Annotated in this window: 14 protein-coding genes; 1 reads left to right on the top strand and 13 read right to left on the bottom strand. The window is 44.2% G+C overall.

What is annotated here, in order from left to right; all coding sequences use genetic code 11:
• Positions 1–95: 95 nt before the first annotated feature.
• Together ftsY and NEE14_RS03610 are read right to left on the bottom strand one after the other, a co-directional pair.
• Positions 96–1,049, bottom strand: a complete 954-nt coding sequence (gene ftsY, locus NEE14_RS03605) for a signal recognition particle-docking protein FtsY (protein ID WP_251966473.1) — start codon at positions 1,047–1,049, stop codon at positions 96–98.
• Between the two features lie 61 nt (positions 1,050–1,110).
• Entirely contained in the window at positions 1,111–3,405 is a 2,295-nt protein-coding gene (locus tag NEE14_RS03610) for an ATP-dependent helicase (protein ID WP_251966568.1), read from the bottom strand.
• 189 nt (positions 3,406–3,594) lie between these two features.
• Between NEE14_RS03610 and ispE the strand changes: the two genes are divergently transcribed.
• Positions 3,595–4,404: a 4-(cytidine 5'-diphospho)-2-C-methyl-D-erythritol kinase gene (gene ispE / locus NEE14_RS03615; protein ID WP_251966474.1), complete on the top strand. Its 810-nt coding sequence runs from the start codon at positions 3,595–3,597 to the stop codon at positions 4,402–4,404.
• A gap of 565 nt (positions 4,405–4,969) precedes the next feature.
• On the opposite strand, the gene pbpC is transcribed toward ispE, so the two are convergent.
• From pbpC to NEE14_RS03670, 11 genes are all read right to left on the bottom strand, one after another.
• Positions 4,970–7,285 carry a penicillin-binding protein 1C gene (gene pbpC, locus NEE14_RS03620; protein ID WP_251966569.1) on the bottom strand — a complete coding sequence of 772 codons (2,316 nt, stop codon included), beginning with the start codon at positions 7,283–7,285 and terminating at the stop codon, positions 4,970–4,972.
• 82 nt (positions 7,286–7,367) lie between these two features.
• Positions 7,368–8,270, bottom strand: a complete 903-nt coding sequence (locus NEE14_RS03625; protein ID WP_251966475.1) for a serine O-acetyltransferase — start codon at positions 8,268–8,270, stop codon at positions 7,368–7,370.
• Between the two features lie 7 nt (positions 8,271–8,277).
• Positions 8,278–10,479, bottom strand: coding sequence for a hypothetical protein (locus NEE14_RS03630; protein WP_251966476.1), 2,202 nt, complete (start codon positions 10,477–10,479; stop codon positions 8,278–8,280).
• An 18-nt stretch (positions 10,480–10,497) separates the two neighbouring features.
• Positions 10,498–11,442 (bottom strand): hypothetical protein, encoded by a 945-nt coding sequence (locus NEE14_RS03635; RefSeq protein WP_251966477.1) that lies wholly within the window; start codon positions 11,440–11,442, stop codon positions 10,498–10,500.
• 19 nt (positions 11,443–11,461) lie between these two features.
• Positions 11,462–13,354, bottom strand: coding sequence for a serine/threonine protein kinase (locus NEE14_RS03640; RefSeq protein ID WP_251966478.1), 1,893 nt, complete (start codon positions 13,352–13,354; stop codon positions 11,462–11,464).
• 46 nt (positions 13,355–13,400) lie between these two features.
• On the bottom strand, positions 13,401–14,204 hold the full coding sequence (locus NEE14_RS03645) for a PP2C family protein-serine/threonine phosphatase (protein ID WP_251966479.1): 804 nt from the start codon (positions 14,202–14,204) through the stop codon (positions 13,401–13,403).
• Positions 14,205–14,216: 12 nt separating this feature from the next.
• Complete coding sequence (locus tag NEE14_RS03650) at positions 14,217–14,729, bottom strand: FHA domain-containing protein (protein ID WP_251966480.1); 513 nt, start codon at positions 14,727–14,729, stop codon at positions 14,217–14,219.
• Positions 14,726–14,977, bottom strand: coding sequence for a hypothetical protein (locus tag NEE14_RS03655; RefSeq protein ID WP_251966481.1), 252 nt, complete (start codon positions 14,975–14,977; stop codon positions 14,726–14,728). The genes NEE14_RS03650 and NEE14_RS03655 overlap by 4 nt, the downstream gene beginning before the upstream one ends.
• Positions 14,978–15,116: 139 nt before the next feature.
• The gene (locus NEE14_RS03660; RefSeq protein WP_251966482.1) at positions 15,117–15,773 is read right to left on the bottom strand and encodes an FHA domain-containing protein; all 657 of its coding nucleotides are present in this window, start codon (positions 15,771–15,773) and stop codon (positions 15,117–15,119) included.
• Positions 15,770–16,168, bottom strand: coding sequence for a LytTR family DNA-binding domain-containing protein (locus tag NEE14_RS03665; RefSeq protein ID WP_251966483.1), 399 nt, complete (start codon positions 16,166–16,168; stop codon positions 15,770–15,772). Before NEE14_RS03665 ends, NEE14_RS03660 begins: the two co-directional genes overlap by 4 nt.
• A 236-nt stretch (positions 16,169–16,404) precedes the next feature.
• Positions 16,405–17,517 (bottom strand): universal stress protein, encoded by a 1,113-nt coding sequence (locus NEE14_RS03670; protein WP_251966484.1) that lies wholly within the window; start codon positions 17,515–17,517, stop codon positions 16,405–16,407.
• Positions 17,518–17,656: the final 139 nt, after the last annotated feature.

Consider the following 17,656-nt stretch of genomic DNA (forward strand, 5'->3'; position numbering starts at 1 on the left):
ACCTATCTAACAAATTTACACCCGGATGGTTCGAAACACACCCGGGTGCTTTTATCTCCTTACCCTGCTTTCCGCAAATATGGCACAAAGAAATTTTATTCTCCAAACAAAGAATTCACAAATTCGCGCTTACGGAACACTTGCAGGTCTTCTATTCCTTCTCCCAGACCTATATATTTTACCGGAATCTTAAACTGGTCAGAGATACCAATAACGACACCTCCTTTTGCTGTTCCATCCAATTTGGTAACAGCCAGCGCATTTACTTCTGTAGCCGCTGTAAATTGTTTGGCCTGCTCGAAAGCGTTTTGCCCCGTCGAGCCATCCAGTACAAGTAAAATTTCATGAGGTGCATCCGGGATCACCTTCTTCATCACATTCTTGATCTTCGTCAGCTCATTCATCAAATTGATTTTATTATGCAAACGGCCTGCTGTGTCAATAATCACAACATCTGCATCGTTAGCTTTGGCCGAGCTTAAAGCATCAAAAGCAACTGAAGCCGGATCAGAACCCATCTTTTGTTTTACAATCGGAACTCCAACACGTTCACTCCAGATCACCAGCTGTTCAACCGCTGCAGCACGGAAAGTATCAGCTGCCCCTAAATATACTTTTTTCCCGGCTTTCTTAAACTGATAAGCCAATTTTCCAATTGTAGTTGTTTTTCCAACACCATTTACGCCAACAACCATAATCACATACGGTTTCTTGTCTTCCGGCAATGTAAAACCGTCTCCGTCTTCTGTCTTGTTTTCTGTCAGCAGATTTGCTATTTCATCACGAAGAATACCCGTCAATTCAGAAGTTGTCACATATTTATCCCGTTCCACACGCTTTTCGATGCGGTCAATGATTTTCAGCGTTGTTTCCACACCCACATCCGAAGTAATCAGCACCTCTTCCAAATTGTCCAATACCGCATCATCTACTTTGCTTTTACCCGCAATAGCTCTGGTGATTTTGGTAAAAACATTTTCTTTTGTTTTGGAAAGGCCTTTGTCGAGCGTTTCTTTTTTCTCTTTGCTGAAAAAACTAAATATACCCATATTCTAACCTATTAATTATTTCCCCTTTGTTTATGGTGTAAAATTACAAAAATTGTTATAATTACATCTTTTCCAATCGTGCAAATTTCAGAAAAAGTTGTTTTTGCCCCGAATTATCAAATTCGATAAGAGCCTTACGGTTATTTCCGTCTCCGTCGAAGGATAGGATCACTCCTTCGCCAAAACGGGCATGACGGACTCGCATGCCAACCTGAAAATCTGAGAAGTCTTGTTCCGCTGCCGATGAAACCCGCGTTTCTGTCATACGAGTCAGCTTGCGCGGACCAACCGACGGTGTTTCCCGCATCTTTGCCTGTTGCAATGGTGAGGTAAAAGCGGGCCGGCTTTCCGTCTTCCTTTCAGAGACAAAAGAATCAGTCTCCGGTCTTCTGTAACTGTCTTCTGTCTCCAGATATTTCATATCGATATCCCGCAGGAAACGGCTCGGAATACACATCGTTGTCTGTCCGTTTTTAAAGCGGCTGCGGGCAAACGATAATATACAATGATGTTCTGCCCTCGTAATCGCCACATAGAACAGACGCCGTTCTTCTTCGATCGCCCGCGGATTGTCTTTCGACATGGCCGACGGGAACAGCTCTTCTTCCAGACCGACCACGAAAACGGCACCGAACTCCAGTCCTTTGGCGGCATGCACCGTCATAAGTGTCACCTTGTCGGTGTTCTCGTCTCCTTCCTGATCCTGGTCTGTCAGCAACGATACTTCTGCCAGGAAGTCGCCTAACGAAACTTGAGTATTTCCTTCTTCCTGACGGATCTGGCAAAACTCGGCAATACCTTTCAGCAATTCCTGCAGATTCTCGAATTTACCGATACCTTCCGTCGAATGATCCTGCGCCAACAGGGCTACGATACCACTTTCCTTGACAATGGCAGTAGCAATCTCATCAGCCGGCAGTTCCTGATTGCGTTCCCTGAACGAATCAATCAGTTCCCTGAAAGCGACCAGCTTCTTGGCTGTTCCCGCATTGACAGGTACGGCATAATCAGACAAGGATTGCAGGACTGCCCACAGACTCACTCCATAAGTCGTTGCAGCCGAGACCAGTTTGGATACGGTGGTATCTCCTATTCCACGCGTCGGATAATTAATCACCCGCTTGAAAGCCTCTTCATCGTGCGGGTTAATCACCAGACGGAAATAAGAAATCACATCCTTCACCTCTTTTCGCTGATAAAACGACAAGCCACCGTAAACCCGGTAAGGAATGTTCCGCTTGCGCATGGCTTCTTCCAGGATACGAGACTGAGCATTGGTACGGTACAGAACGGCCATATCGGCATAAGGCATCTGGCGCCTCATTTCCTGCACGCGGGCAGCCACGGCATAGGCTTCTTCGTAGTCGGAATACGAAGAAAGAACCTGCAGCTTGCTTCCCTCTTCCTTCTCTGAATAGACTTGTTTCGGTATCTGGGCGGTGTTCTTCCGGATCAGGCTGTTGGCCGCATTGACGATATTTTGGGTAGAACGGTAGTTCCGCTCCAGCTTGAAGATCTGGCAACCCGGATAGAGTTGCTTGAACTGAAGGATATTGTCGATATTGGCTCCACGGAACGAATAGATACTTTGTGCGTCGTCGCCCACCACACACAGGTTACCTCGCCCTTCGCACAGGCGTTTTACGATCAGATGCTGGGCAAAATTGGTATCCTGATACTCGTCCACCAGTACATACTGGAAATAATCACGATATTTTTCCAGCACGTCCGGATGATCCCTGAACAGCAGGTTCGTCTGCAACAGCAGGTCATCGAAATCCATCGCACCAGCCTGCAGGCAACGGTTCTGATAGCGGGCATAAATATCCCGTACCAGAGGGATCTTGTTTCTCAGGTCATCTTCTATCAGCTGCTTATTCTGTTCATAAGCCTTATATGTGATCAGCGCATTCTTGGCATTCGAGATCCGACTCTGTATCATACCCGGACGATACACCTTGTCATCCAGCTGCATTTCCTTGATGATCGACTTGATCAGGTTCTTCGAATCGGTCGCATCATAGATTGTAAAATTGGAGGTGAATCCCAGTCGCTCTGCCTCCCGCCGCAAAATACGGGAAAAGATCGAATGGAAAGTGCCCATCCAAAGCCGGCGGGCAGTTTCTTCTCCCACAATCCCGGCGATACGTTCTTTCATCTCCCGAGCAGCTTTGTTCGTAAATGTAAGGGCCAAAATACGATGCGGGGCAAAGCCTTGCTTCAGCAACCAAGCAATCTTATAGGTCAGCACCCGCGTCTTGCCAGAACCAGCTCCGGCAATGACCAAGGCCGGACCATCCAGATAAACCACGGCTTTCCGCTGACTTTCATTTAATTCTTCCAGATATTTTTCCACTATACATCTTTGTTTCAAGTATGCAAATTTACATAAAACTCCCGAATGAGAAATACTGCCATCTATTTTTACGCGGATTGGTAGCCCAAGAAGCCTTCAGCCGACTCATCATTTTTTACCCGCCTTTATTGAATTATTGGAAAGAAACCGGTACTTTTACCTTGTTTTTTTACTTAAAATAGCAACACTATGATTTGTTTCCCCAACGCAAAGATCAACTTAGGCCTCAACATTGTTGAGAAACGGCCGGATGGTTATCATAACATCGAAACGGTATTTTATCCGATCCCTATAAAAGACGCTCTCGAAATAGCAGAAGCGCCGTCCACTTCATTTACACAGACCGGTATTCCGATAGATGCTCCAGCAGAAAAGAATCTGGTCATGAAGGCGCTGCGGGCTATCAAACAAAACTATACAGTGCCCGAGCTGCAAATCGGACTGCTCAAGGCCATTCCTTTCGGAGCCGGTTTGGGTGGCGGGTCTGCCGACGCAGCTTTCATGCTGAAGCTGGTCAACCAATATGCGCATCTGCAAATCAGCGACGATGAGCTGGAGCGGATCGCTTCGACCATTGGTGCAGACTGTCCGTTTTTTATCCGCAACCAGCCGGTGTTTGCAACAGGCATCGGTAACGTGTTCCAACCTGTCCGGCTATCACTTGCAGGATGGCATCTCTGTCTGGTCAAGCCGGATGTGGCAGTCTCTACAGCAGCCGCTTATGCCCAGGTGAAACCTTCTCGTCCGGCCATCTCGCTCTGCGAAATTATCAACCGTCCTGTCAGCGAGTGGAAAGACCTGATGATAAATGATTTCGAAGGAAGTGTCTTCCCGGCTTTTCCAGCCATTCAGTCTGTTAAGGAAAAACTTTATGCGGCAGGTGCAGTCTACGCTTCCATGTCCGGCTCCGGCTCGTCTGTCTTTGGTTTATTCCCATCTGAAACCCATCTGAAATCACTCTTTCCCGATTGCTTTGTCTGGGAAGGTCTGATGGAATAAAAAAGAGAAGACAAATGAAAGATCAAGATATGCATTCCGCTTTACCGTCTATCCAATAGACCATCATCCCCACTTTTCTGGTGATCACTTTCCCTGTCATAGGGGAAGTGATCAGTAGGTTACACCCGGAGTTATTATTCAACAAATCTATATTTCCACTTATTCCATTGATCTACTAATAATGGTTGATTGTTTTCGCGCGTAGGCGCGCTACTCTCTCTCAATTATAAATATACTTTTATTTCCTTTACTTTTCTTTACTTTACTTTGTGCACTTATCGCAGCTTAAATTAACATTTTAGCTGCGAAAATGAAGGTTTCAACTGTGTTAATCCATATATTCTCCATCATTTCCGAGTCTTCGATGTCCAACCGGTCCAAAACAGATCGAGAAATACTCTTAACCGATCTACACATAGAATGAGCGTCCGTTGGAAACAGTCCGTACGGATTTTGAATCTAGTTACTTTTAAGGAAAAAGCCGGCGTATTTTCATCAAAAGCCGGCGTAAATTGATGAAAAGGTAGGCAGAAATTTTTAATATCTCCTCAACAATAGAAATCCATCATTCCCGCACCTCAAACAAGATACTCCGACGATTCCCGTCTTCATCCATTAAGGTTAAAATATGATTCCCGGGTTCAACAAAACAAGCCATCTGATGAATCTGCTGCGTCTCTCCCAAATACACATCATCCAGATGCCAATATAATGTAGCATCTGGGCGAGAATGTGTAGCCTTCAGGACAACTTTTTCCCGTTCTCCTGAAAAGCCCTTCGGCAAATAAAGCACGGCCTGATGCTCTGGATACAGGATCGCGATCTGGCGTGACTGATCTTCTTCACACCCAGGTTTCAGCGGCGGCAAAGCCTCGTATTCAACATGAAAATGCTTATAATAGTAAGCCTGTGCAGGTGGCAATACAAACCACGGACGTTTTTGCATCCGGCTTACCGACTCGCAAGAGCTGTTTACTCGATAACGCCCATCAGGCGACAAATGAATAAAACGATGATACGGACAAACCTGAGTAACCATTCCTGCCCGAGGAACATACAGGGTATCTACCACGTCACAAACCGAAGAAGCCTTGTGTCCACTTTGACGACAGACAAGCATCTGTACCAATTCATCGTAAGGCTGATCGAACCAAGGTACATCCGGCAACAACGAAAAGACATCAAACAGAATCGGTGCTGCATATCCAACTCCCGTCAGCCCGCTGCGTCCTTCGCCAGTAGCGTTACCCACCCAAACTCCTACAACATAACGGGGAGTCACACCAATGGCCCAGGCATCACGACCGCCGTAGCTCGTACCTGTTTTCCAAGCTACCCGTTTCATCGACGAGAACTGCTGCCAGTCGGCTTCTTCCTCCGGCCGGTTTACTCCCGACATAGCATCAAACATAAACCATAGCGAAGCATACGAAAGCAGCGATTCATCCGAAAGACGCTTGTCGGTAACCGATCGAATAGGTACTTGAGCATCTTTTGGACACAGACTCAGTGGATGCAAGTCAGAACGATCATATCGCCCATTGTAGCGGTGATAATGTGCCGACATTCGGGCCAGAGAAGCGTACATTCCCGCTAAATCCCATAAAGTTCCTTCTGCTCCACCCAAGATAAGCGATGCTCCGTAATGATCTTCCGAATAACGTAAGGTAGTCATTCCCATACGCTTGAGCAGTGACATAAATCGGCCTGTATTATATTGTGACAGCATCCGGACCAACGGCACATTCAGGGAACGCTCGATAGCCACATGAGCAGGTACAGCTCCATAAAAGGTCTTATTGAAGTTTTGAGGTGTAAATCCGTTAATATTTAAAGGCGTATCGGCTATCAGTGTACCCGGTAGAATAAGTCCGTCGTTTAGCATAGCCGCATAAAGGAATGGCTTCAACACACTACCAGTACTGCGTGGCGAAGTAATGACATCCACCTGATAACCATGTCCGCTGTCACTATCCTGATCGGTAACATTTCCTACGTAAGCCAGTACTTCACCCGACTCGACATCGGCCACCAGAGCTGCCGCATTGTAAATATAATTCGAACGATAATCGGCCACATAACGGTTAACCAATCGCTGTATCTGTCCTTGTAAAATAGGATCGATTGTCGTCTGTATCCGATTCTCCGTTTTTTCGGCAGCAAGCCGATCCAGCAAATGTGGAGCTTCATTCGGCAACGGCAATGGTTTTTCTGGTAGTGTTTCCAGACACGCCAGTTCATATTCGGTCTTATCCAAAATCCGCTTTTCATACAGCCTGTACAGCAGCTTGTCTCGTTTTTGCTTCAGCTCAGCTCGGTTCCGGCCCGGATGAATCAGTGCCGGAGAATTCGGAAGTACAGCCAAGGTAGCCTGTTCAGCCCACGACAAGTCTTTCGCCTCACGACCAAAATAACGCCACGCTGCGGCTTCAATCCCTACAACATTTCCACCAAATGGCGCGTGAGAAGCATACATGCGCAAGATCTCTCCCTTACTGTATGTACATTCCAGATAAATCGCCCAAACCATCTCTACCAACTTCTGCCCGACCGTACGCGACTGGTTTCCGCGGGCAATTCTCGCCAGCTGCATCGTAAGCGTACTGCCTCCACTCACAACACGACTCTGTGTCAGATTCAACTGCACAGCACGCACCAAGGCAAACGGATCAATTCCGGGATGATACCAGAACCGCTTGTCCTCATATTGTGTCAGACAAACAGCAAACTTATCGGGAACTTCCGGATCAGGAGGAAAACGCCACTGCCCATCAGGAGCAATACGCGCCCCCAACAACACATCACGCCCAGAAGCTTCAGTCGTATATAACAGTGTAGAATAAGGTTTAGAAATGAGGGGATTCGGTATCCATACATGCATAACGGAACCCCAAAGGATAAGCAGGCAGACAACAAGCTGGCAAACCAGTCCGTGAGCTGCCCACCATGACAGGCAGCGCGCTTTACAAAGCATGGAAATGATCTTCAACAACCCGCGATTGTACAATCTTCGATCCTGCAGGCACACTATGCGTCAACCAGATATTACCTCCGATGATAGAGCCTTTGCCAATAGTAATCCGCCCCAACACGGAAGCATTCGAATAAATCGTCACATCATCTTCAATAATCGGATGCCGCGGTACGTCCATCGGCAACCCTTCTTCGTCGAGAGTAAAACTCTTAGCTCCCAATGTTACACCTTGATACAGACGGACATGATTTCCAATAACGGCAGTCTGACCGATAACGATACCTGTTCCATGATCCATACTGAAATACTCACCTATACATGCACCCGGATGAATATCTATCCCAGTCCGCGAGTGAGCCATCTCAGTAATGATACGCGGCAAGACCGGAATGCCCGCTACATACAGTTCGTGTGCTACCCGCTGATGCAACATAGCTAAAATGGCCGGATAGCAAAAAATAATCTCGCTCACGCTCTTAGCTGCCGGATCACCATCAAGAATCGCCTTCACATCTGTCGATAACAGATATTTCACATACGGAATCCGATTGATAAAACCGATAGCCAGCTCAGAAGCTTTCTGCTTCACCGAACAAGAACAGTCGTCGGTTTCAAAGCACAGTCCGTGATAAATCTGTTCGTGAAGCAGGTCATAAATCTGCTCTAAATACACACCCAGATAATAGGGCAATGATTCCTCCCGTATTTCCTGGACATCATCGAAAAAGCCGGGGAAAATAACCGAGCGAAGCAAATTCATCAATTCCTGAATGCGGACGACCGAAGGAGACGGCTTCTGATGCAATGGTATGTATTTATATTCAGGAGCATCATAAGCCGACAACAACCGGACGTTCTCTTGTATTTGTTTCAGTATATCGTTTCTATCCATATTATTCTTAATTATCCCACTGCGGATCATATTTAATGAATGTCTTGGAACCTGTAGTCATCCCTATATAAATATAAGAATCGACCGAATACATAAACAGGCTGTTCAAATTGTCGGTCGACAATTTAGAGGCAAAAGCCGTATTTTTCTTTGCCCATGAATCATCAGCCGGATTATACACCCACATATTCAGGTTCGTATCCAGCACATATAATTTATTACCAGCCTTTGTTCCGCAGACAAGACCCTGAGCTTCCGTCGGACAAGGAGTTTTCTCTGTCCACGACAACATATCAGAAGAAGCAGAAGCCCATAAACGCTTGCTGTATGACACGCCGGAAAGCCCGGTACCTGTCATTCCCAAACCGACATACACGTTCTCACCGATCTCTTCCACTACGCTACCCAGTTGCTTTTCCGGGAACGTGCCGACTTCACTCCATGATTCCGTCCAGCCACTGAACTTCAGGATCCGGGAGTTTATCGTATCATTGGCACTTCCACCAAAATAGTACGCATCATTATCAATGGAAATTCCGGATGCATCATAGAGATAAATGTGTGTATCATTACCACCTAAGTCATTCCATTCATTCCGCTGCACCGAATAATAGTAGAAAGCATTCGACACGGCATCACGATCGTCTTTTCCACCCAGGCACAAAATAGAGAAGCTGTTCAGCGGGAAGAAAGTAGCACCTTTCACACCAACCTTCGCTGGAGCTTTACTCTGCCAAGCTCCCGTTTGAGCATCATAAGCATACATCTCCGTCGAACGAGTTCCACCTAAGTCGCCACCCATCACATATCCAATACCATTGCTGACGCACACCGCAGCTTCCGTCACATTCTTACCGGGATATGCCGTCAATGACGTAATAATATTGGGAATTGTCAGTTCTCGCGTCTCGCCATACGACGTCACCACCGAGTTGGTGGCATAAGCACGAATATAATACTTTGTTCCCCCCTTTAAGCCAGTAATCACACCCGTAATCAGGCTGTCGCCCTTAAAAGTCTGTATCTTCGAATCAAGGATCGTTGGTTCGCTCTTGGTAGACGACCAGCAGAAGCCGGCATCCACTATATCGCTCTCACCTTTACCCTGAATAACTCCACTCACCGAAACAGAGCCGACCGACAAATCATCCGCTTCAATTTCAGAGGTAGTAACAGTAGGCGCCTGACTTTTCACAATCAGTACAATCGGGTCGCCGCTGCTATATGAAATACCAAAAGAATTTTCGGCATAAGCACGGACATAATAACGAGTCTGTTGCTTTAACCCCTGCAATTTGCCGGAGATCAGTGAATCATTCTGTAACACGCATGCCACTTTTTCATCTTCTACCGACGGTATTTCATTCGATTCACTATAACAGAAACCACTGGCAGTGACATCAGCATCACCCTGGGATTTGAGGACAGCCACAAAGTCGGCTGAAGAATAATCTTTAGACAGTAATTTAAAAGAGGCAAAAACAGGTTTTCCGTCAGTCGTAGTAACCGTTTGCCATTCTCCGACAAAACGCCCAAACGAATTCTTGACATAAGCCCGAATGTAATAAGTTGTAAGAGGTTTCAGTCCTGTGATTTCCTGATAGAATGAATCGGTCTCCATAGTAAAAGGATATTCCTGTGCCTGCTCATCTTCTTTCTGGGTTGTCAGAAGAACACCCCGCTCTTCAATTTCCCCTTCTCCTGCATCAATGATCTTGCCACCGCAAGTAATGGCAGTTGCCTTTATATCACGCTCTGTCGGAACCAATGTCCGAACAACACCCAGACCATCAGCCGTTGATACAAGTAATTCATCACCATAGCTGGTCCCTTTCTTATTCGTCGCATAAGGACGGATATAATATTCCTGACTACTATTTAGCTGGACAGCCGTAGCAGAAAACTCGCCGATGCCTTTGCCCGCAATAACCGTATCGCCCGATTCAACTGTCGGATTTGAATTCAAGCCCCAGCAAATTCCATATTTCTCTACAGGAGCGCCATTTGCACTCAGCACTTCAGCCTGTATCGTAATAGTGGTTGCTGTTTTCTGTATTTCATATTCATCGCCTGTACCTGTCAGTAAAATGACGTCAGGAACAGAGGCATTCCGGATATCGGTTGACATTTCCGGATCTTCAATACAACCTGTGACAATCAAACCGCCTGCACAGACCAAGAACAAAATATAGCGTATAAATTTATTCATTAATTCCGCCTCCTTTTATTAAAAGAAAACTCCGACGCCCGCATTCAGATCAACATATTTAAAGTTGATTGTACTGCAACCCGCACTGATAAAAAACTTTCCAAACTTCACAATCGCATCCCAATCAGCAGCAACACCCGTTCTTGAAGCATCCAAATGTTTAGCCCATGCCGCATCTTCTTCCTTTGCCGTCTGCTGATCAACCAAGCGATATTCATATAGCAGCGAACGAGATCCATAGCCCAAACCCACGGAAGTATATAACCAATCCGTACATTTGATGACCATGCCTGCCGTTATTCCAAAGCTGTTCTTCTTCTTATTTCCTGTAAAATAATAACTCTGGTCAGACGAAATTCCTATGATTTCACCTCCGTTCCGGTCAGAACATTCCGCCGTATGCTTATCAAAAGCCATGTTTGTCTTAAACCGCACATACCAGCCTAAATGTTTTCCCATACCGCCCACAGTTAATCCATAAGGAGCTTCTATCGAATAATGATAACCAACAAAAAACGACATGGATTCTTTCGGATTCACTTCCTGTTCGGCAGCATAAGATAAATAGGCAGCCTGTTTTCTGGCCTCTGTCAGTTTTTCGGTCCAGTATTGCGCCAATTCATCATTAGTTGGTGTCCCTATTCCCTTCTCATAATAGAGAATCAGTTGGTGCATGGCTGTCGTATCCTGTTCCGTTCCCCGCACATTTAGGCAGTTCAGGCATTTATTCATCAGACTTCTCATAGAAGGCCTCATCCGTTCGTTAGCCAGCCAGATTTCAGTCAGCCTGTCAATACTATAAGCATCACAATAAGAAACGCCTTCTTCAAACCACATTTTGGCATCCCGATAATCCTTCCTTTTCAAGGCGTCATCACCTTTTCGGTTGTATTCCGTCTGCTGCTGAGCCCACACAGCCCAGGGAAACATCATACACACTATCAAGATTCTTAACAATTTCATATCGTATTTCTCCTAATAATCAATAATAAGTCGCTCCCTGAGTAATTACAGAACCATCAGAAGCATATATATCATACAAATTATCTTCCCGCTCAAAAGCCCTTCCTTTGTCGGCTTTTCCCACACTCAGATATTTACAAGGAATCCGTTCATTTCCGTTATTATCAATCGCTCCATAACGGTTGTTCGATTTTTTTCGCACAATCGTATAACGGCCAAACGGCATTTTCTCTTCATACTGTGCTTTTTTATCAGCAACGCGTTGTTCTTCTATCTTCTCATCACATGCAATCAGGAGACGCATGACTTCTTCCGTAATCATCTGGTCTTTTGCCAATGTAAAATCATTCTTGGCTCCCGAATAATCTTTAGCATTCATCTTCTCTTTTCCAGAAGCCAGCAGACGATTATAAAATGAAGTAATCTGTTCCTCCGAAGGAGAAGGTACTGTAACATCCGGTTTGTCTGTATGCAAATTCACATCGGCAGGTTGTTTGCCTTCCACCTTCTTATCTGCATTTCCGGCTACAGCTATTTGTTCACTAGCCATCGGTTTGCTAACCTGGCTTTCCGTTTTCCGCACAGTTTTTTCCGTTTTTTGCTCTTTCACTACAGACGTTTCTGCCTTTTTCTCTGGATAAGTAGTGCGAGGGTCAGCAGCCGGTTTCTCCACAGCCTCCTCTACAGAAGCATCTTCCGCTACCAGGCTATCTGTTTCCTCTTCCTTGACAGGCTGATCCACAATCTGTTCAGGCGGATTCTTTTTTCCCTCATAATAATACAATCCCGCTGCACTACCGGCCACCAACATAAGAACGCTTGTAGTCACAGCAACCATCTTATGAGAAGATTTTTTCTCTCGTACTTGTCCAGCTACTCTGTCTTCCGATGAGTTTAGCACAGTCTCTTCCTGATCATCCTCAGGCGCCGTGGTAGTATAAAGCAAAGTAGTCTCTTCCTCTGTTTCGCCTGCCGACATTGCCAGATGAGCCGATGCAGTCGTTTTCTTATAATCAAATCCGCCCAGAGCATTCATCATTTCCTCAACTGACTGATACCGGTTAGACGGAATGATCTCCATGGCTTTCAAGATAACTTGCTCTGTCTGCTCGGATATGGCCGGATTTAACTCCCGCGGTCTAACCAACGGACGCGTAGCCCGCAGAATAGATTCCGTCGGAATTTTTCCCGTCAGCAAATTATACATCGTAGCACCTAAGGAATAGATATCCGGACAAGGAGAAAAAGACTGGATTCCTTCATTATCATACTGTTCTATCGAAGCAAAGCCTTTCGACAGAGTCAGCATGGTGGTACTTGTTTCCTGTTCTCCAACATCATAGCGTTTGCTCACGCCAAAGTCTATCAAACGGGCATTATTATCCTTGTCGATCAAGATATTGCTTGGCTTGATATCCAGGTGGAGAATATTTTTCTGATGCACAAACTGCAAGGCTTCGCCTATCTGATGTATGTAGCGCAGTACTTCAGCTTCAGGCAGAATACCTTCTTTTGCCAACTTATCTTTCAGTGAACTACCAGCTATATATTCCATTACGATATAGGCCGTATTATTCTCTTCAAAGACTTCCAGCACATTTACAATATACGGATGATGCACTTCCGAAAGGATCTTCGCTTCCTTGATCAGTTTTTCCTTGAACTTATCAAATAAAAGCTTTCCTGTATCAGAATGCACCTTCACACGGAATGAATAAGCATCACGGGCACAATAATCTTTAAAGAAATATTCTTTAATGCATACAGGCACTTCGGTTCTCATGGCACCCAAGGAACCTTTTACTTCTGTATACCATATTCCTTTATATGTGATCCCAAAGCCGCCTTGACCAATAACTTGCTTGAGCTTATATTTCCCTTTTTGAAGTAAATATCCGTTTGGCAAATTCATAAAACAACATTCAAACCACTTGTTTTAATTGCCAAAATTAAAACATTTACATAAAAGAATAAAGGAATGAGAGGAAATTTTGTTTTAAACTTTCTGTTTTCTCAACAGATTCAACAGGCAACAGATAGAAAGAAAAATTATCTCGACTTTTGTTCAGGCATTTTTCCACCAAGACTTCTTTATAATTATCTAAAGGACAACGAGAAGAGAACAGTTCTTCCAACTCTTCATCCGTAAAGCCTTCTATAACGCCATCCGAACATAGCAGAAATATGTCTCCAGGCTGTATGTCGGTTATTACCGAGACTTCGGCTTCTGTCGGACGCTTTTTCCCCTGAATAGCTCGCAGAATTATATTCTTCTTTGGATGATTGACTGCTTCCTCAGGCGTTATCATACCAAGCTTCAGCCACGAATTAACCAATGAATGATCTTCTGTCCGATAAATGATTTTCCCTTTGCGGAACTGATAAACGCGGCTGTCACCCACATGAGCCACCAAAACAGCCGATGGCATCACATAAGTCAACGCCAATGTTGTTGCCATCCCATACGCTTCGGGATGACTGTTGGTATATGTGTCAAAGCATGTTTCTACATATTGTATTGCCTTATTGACAAAATCAGCATCAGGTTCTCCTTTCAAGAACGTCAAAAAGAAAGTATTGATTACATCGCAAGCCATCGAACTTGCCACTTCTCCACGACTGGATCCTCCCACTCCATCGCAAACCATATACAAACGATCGGTAGCCGACACTATTTCAGATAATGGAAAAACACAGTCTTCATTATTACTACGTCTGCCTTTGTCGCTTACTGCTAAAGGTTTTCCCAAAGTTATATTCATAGCGTTCCAGAATTAATAGTTAAAACGCAGTATCGTATGGCCTATTATGATTTCATCATTGTCATTCAACACCACTTTTTCGCCAGTTTCTAGATAGTTGCTATTATATAACGTATGATTCTTGCTATTATTATCTGAAAGGAAATGTTTATAGCCTCCATGTTCGTCTTTTTTTACTTCAATCCGAATATGTTCGCGACTCATGGATCTATCGGCTGTCTCGATCTTTATATCAGCACCCGAAGCTGATGATTTACGACCTATGATATGTTCTCCTTCGACCAAAGGGAAATGCTGCTCCGGTGTATTGGCATCAGGGAGAACAGTCAACCGCCCCATGTGCTGAACTACCGGATGAACCAGCACCGTCTCGGCATCATCCGAATTATGCTGACCAGCTGTAACCAGAGAAACGGGTATAGCATTCTTGCAATTGGGACATTTGAAGGAAGTAATTCCGAGGGGAAGTTTCCCCTCGTCTACTTTCAAACCTACCTGACAATGTGGACATTTAATCGAAATCATAAAATAAATGATATATCAGAACCATCTACATCAATCGATATAAAATCAGACACATCGTCTGAATCAGGCATTACCACTGAATCATCCGATAAAGTGATAAAGTCTGTACCATCAACTGGTACATCGTCAAGCATCACTGCATCCAGCATGCCATCGCCTCCATCTACATCCACTACCACCGCATCAGAGAGTAATGGAGCATCCTCTCCATTATCAATGGTAACGAATGTATAATCATTCTCATGCATAATACTATCCCTTCCTCATTAAATTATTATTTTATCCCTACGCAAAAATAATAAAAGGGATAATTATTTCCTGCAATAATTATCCCCTATAATCTAACATTCAGGTTTTATGTACAAAAAGCCCGGTTTCCTTATCCAACTAATCGTCTGCCCATTTCGCCTGGCAGGAAGAAACTGGACAATGTTTCTTATTCCGAAGAGATTCCCAAGGTATATCCCCCAAAAAAGTACCGCATTTCGGACAGACATAATCGATCTTGAACTGATTGGTCAGATCTTGCAACTGCTGAGGTATTTTAGCCGACTGACGGGCTCCTAAATAAATTCCGGCAACCGGAGCCAAAACTGTTAGCAACAAACTTCCTATTACCCAGCCATGATTACTGTTGCCAGCAACACTGACAATCAAACCTATGATTCCTGGTAAAGCAAAGGGAAGCGACTGAAACAAACGCGTCTTGAATTGATTGGAAGATTGTATCTTTACTTTTTCCCGAGCATAATCATCATATACCTTTTTCAGTGCCTTGAATTCAGCTGTATAGTCATTCTTGCTCTTCAACACTTCTGAAAAGTTTAACGAATACTCAGCTCCAAGCCGGATGGTATCTGCCGGAGTTACTCTTTTCCTGACTATCTGAACGCCATTGACAAAAGTACCATTCGAAGAATCCAGATCTTCCAGGAACCAGCATCCTTGTTCATCCGACACCAGGCGTGCATGATGTCTGCTCACCTGCGGATGATTAACCACATAGTCATTATCAGGCGCTTTTCCTATCGTAATTACAGTCATGACAACGCGTCTCCTTTTGTTTCATCCAGTCCTTTTTCCACTTCCTTTTCCAACGATTCCTTCAGCTGTTTTAGCGGATCTTTAGAGATGATCAGTTCCCGAGGCTTTCCTTCCTGCGTCAATAACAACAACTTCTGTTTCGGTAAATTAATCTGTAAAATATGTGTTTTATTTATAATATGACTTTTACCTACTCTTACCAGCATATCATTACTGCCTGAAACCTGTTTCTCCAAGAGTTCTTCTATTTTTCCGATATTGATAGCAAATGTAAATTGGATACCATTTGACAACAACAATTTCGTATAATTTCGATCCGCTTCAAAATACAAGATTTGGCCAATTTTAATACGAAGCAGCTCATCTCTCGTCTTTATCATTAAATATCGATCCATTGCTTCTTACTCTTTTTCGGTTTATGCAAAAACAAATGTACGAATTATTTTTAAATTAACGTCTTTTCCTGATAAATCTATTTTAGTCCTGACTTTTCTCTCAATAAAAACATCTGTACCGGAATAACCAGATACAGATGTTCATTTTTATATGATATTTCTAAATCAAAACATACGAGAATTGATTTCAAAATATACGAGAATCAAAAACAAAGTTCCCGAGTTTCGGCACAGCGCTATGCATGCATAACCAACAAAGGTGTATCTGTATGAAACAGCATCCGTTTGGCGATACTCGGATTCAAGATACGGGCCAGGATATTCCGCTTGTAAGTTGTTAAGGCTATCAGATCTATCTGTTTATCGCGTACAAACTTCTCAATTGCCAGCAGTAAGTCTCCGTCATCAAGAACAGTATGCGTAATCTGTGCATCCTTATATTGACGCTTAAAGTACTCATGGACTCCTGTCAGACGAATTTCATTCCATTCATCCCGACTTGTAGAGATATTAAACAGATGGATATGTACATCATAGCCTTTAATAACTTCCATAAAACGGTCGAAAGCGACCAAGTCTCGCTGACTGAATGAGGTGGCAAACGCAATGTTCTTGACTTCACCCAAATCGGTAAACGGAACATTCTCCGGAATAGCCAGTACCGGGACTTTATTCATTTCGATCACTTCCCCAGTAACACTTCCAATCAGATCAACATCCTTCTGGTCCTTCCCTCGTGTACCCATGACTATCAGATCCGGGCGATATTCTTTACCGAATGCTATAATCTCTTCTTCGGGTAATCCTTCTCGTAAGGTATAATCATATTTGACAGAAGGCAGTTTCCCGTCTTTCATCATCTGATCAATCGTCGTACAGATCGTTCCCATATCTGTTTGTACCCGCTCAAGCATCTGGCGTGAACTCTCTTCGTTTGCCTGATAGGCCATCGTATCGCCCAAAGGAATAGCCGATGGGAAATAAGGGCTGAAATAGGCATGCATGATCATTACTTCTGCATCCACCTTTGCCGCATAATGAATAGCAATCTCACAAGCCTTCAATGAATAGTCGGAGAAATCGACCGGCACCAAGATTCTCTTTCCCTTGTCAGCGATTTCTTTTTCAGCTTCAGCTGGCGATTCAAGCCATTTACTGTCTTCTATAATACGCAAAGCATGAGGTAAATCACTTTCTTTAATTCTTACTCGCACACCTGCCGATATAACTGGTTGTATCTGGTTCACATTATGAATATACACCTCTATACCTTCTGACTCAAGAATCATCTTGAGCATTTGGGCCTTTTCAAAAGTATGAATAGCCAATGTTACTAATTTATCTTCCATACTCATTTCTATTAAAAGTGATTACTAATAATCAATCGGAATACCCTTAACCTCTGCTTTTTGCGTATTACCAGACAGTAACACGTTCACAGATACGGGTAAGACCGATTGTCCTGGTTGAAAACTACGAATCCCAAGG

It is taken from the genome of Parabacteroides sp. AD58, assembly GCF_023744375.2.
In the GTDB taxonomy this organism is placed as follows: Bacteria; Bacteroidota; Bacteroidia; order Bacteroidales; family Tannerellaceae; genus Parabacteroides; species Parabacteroides absconsus.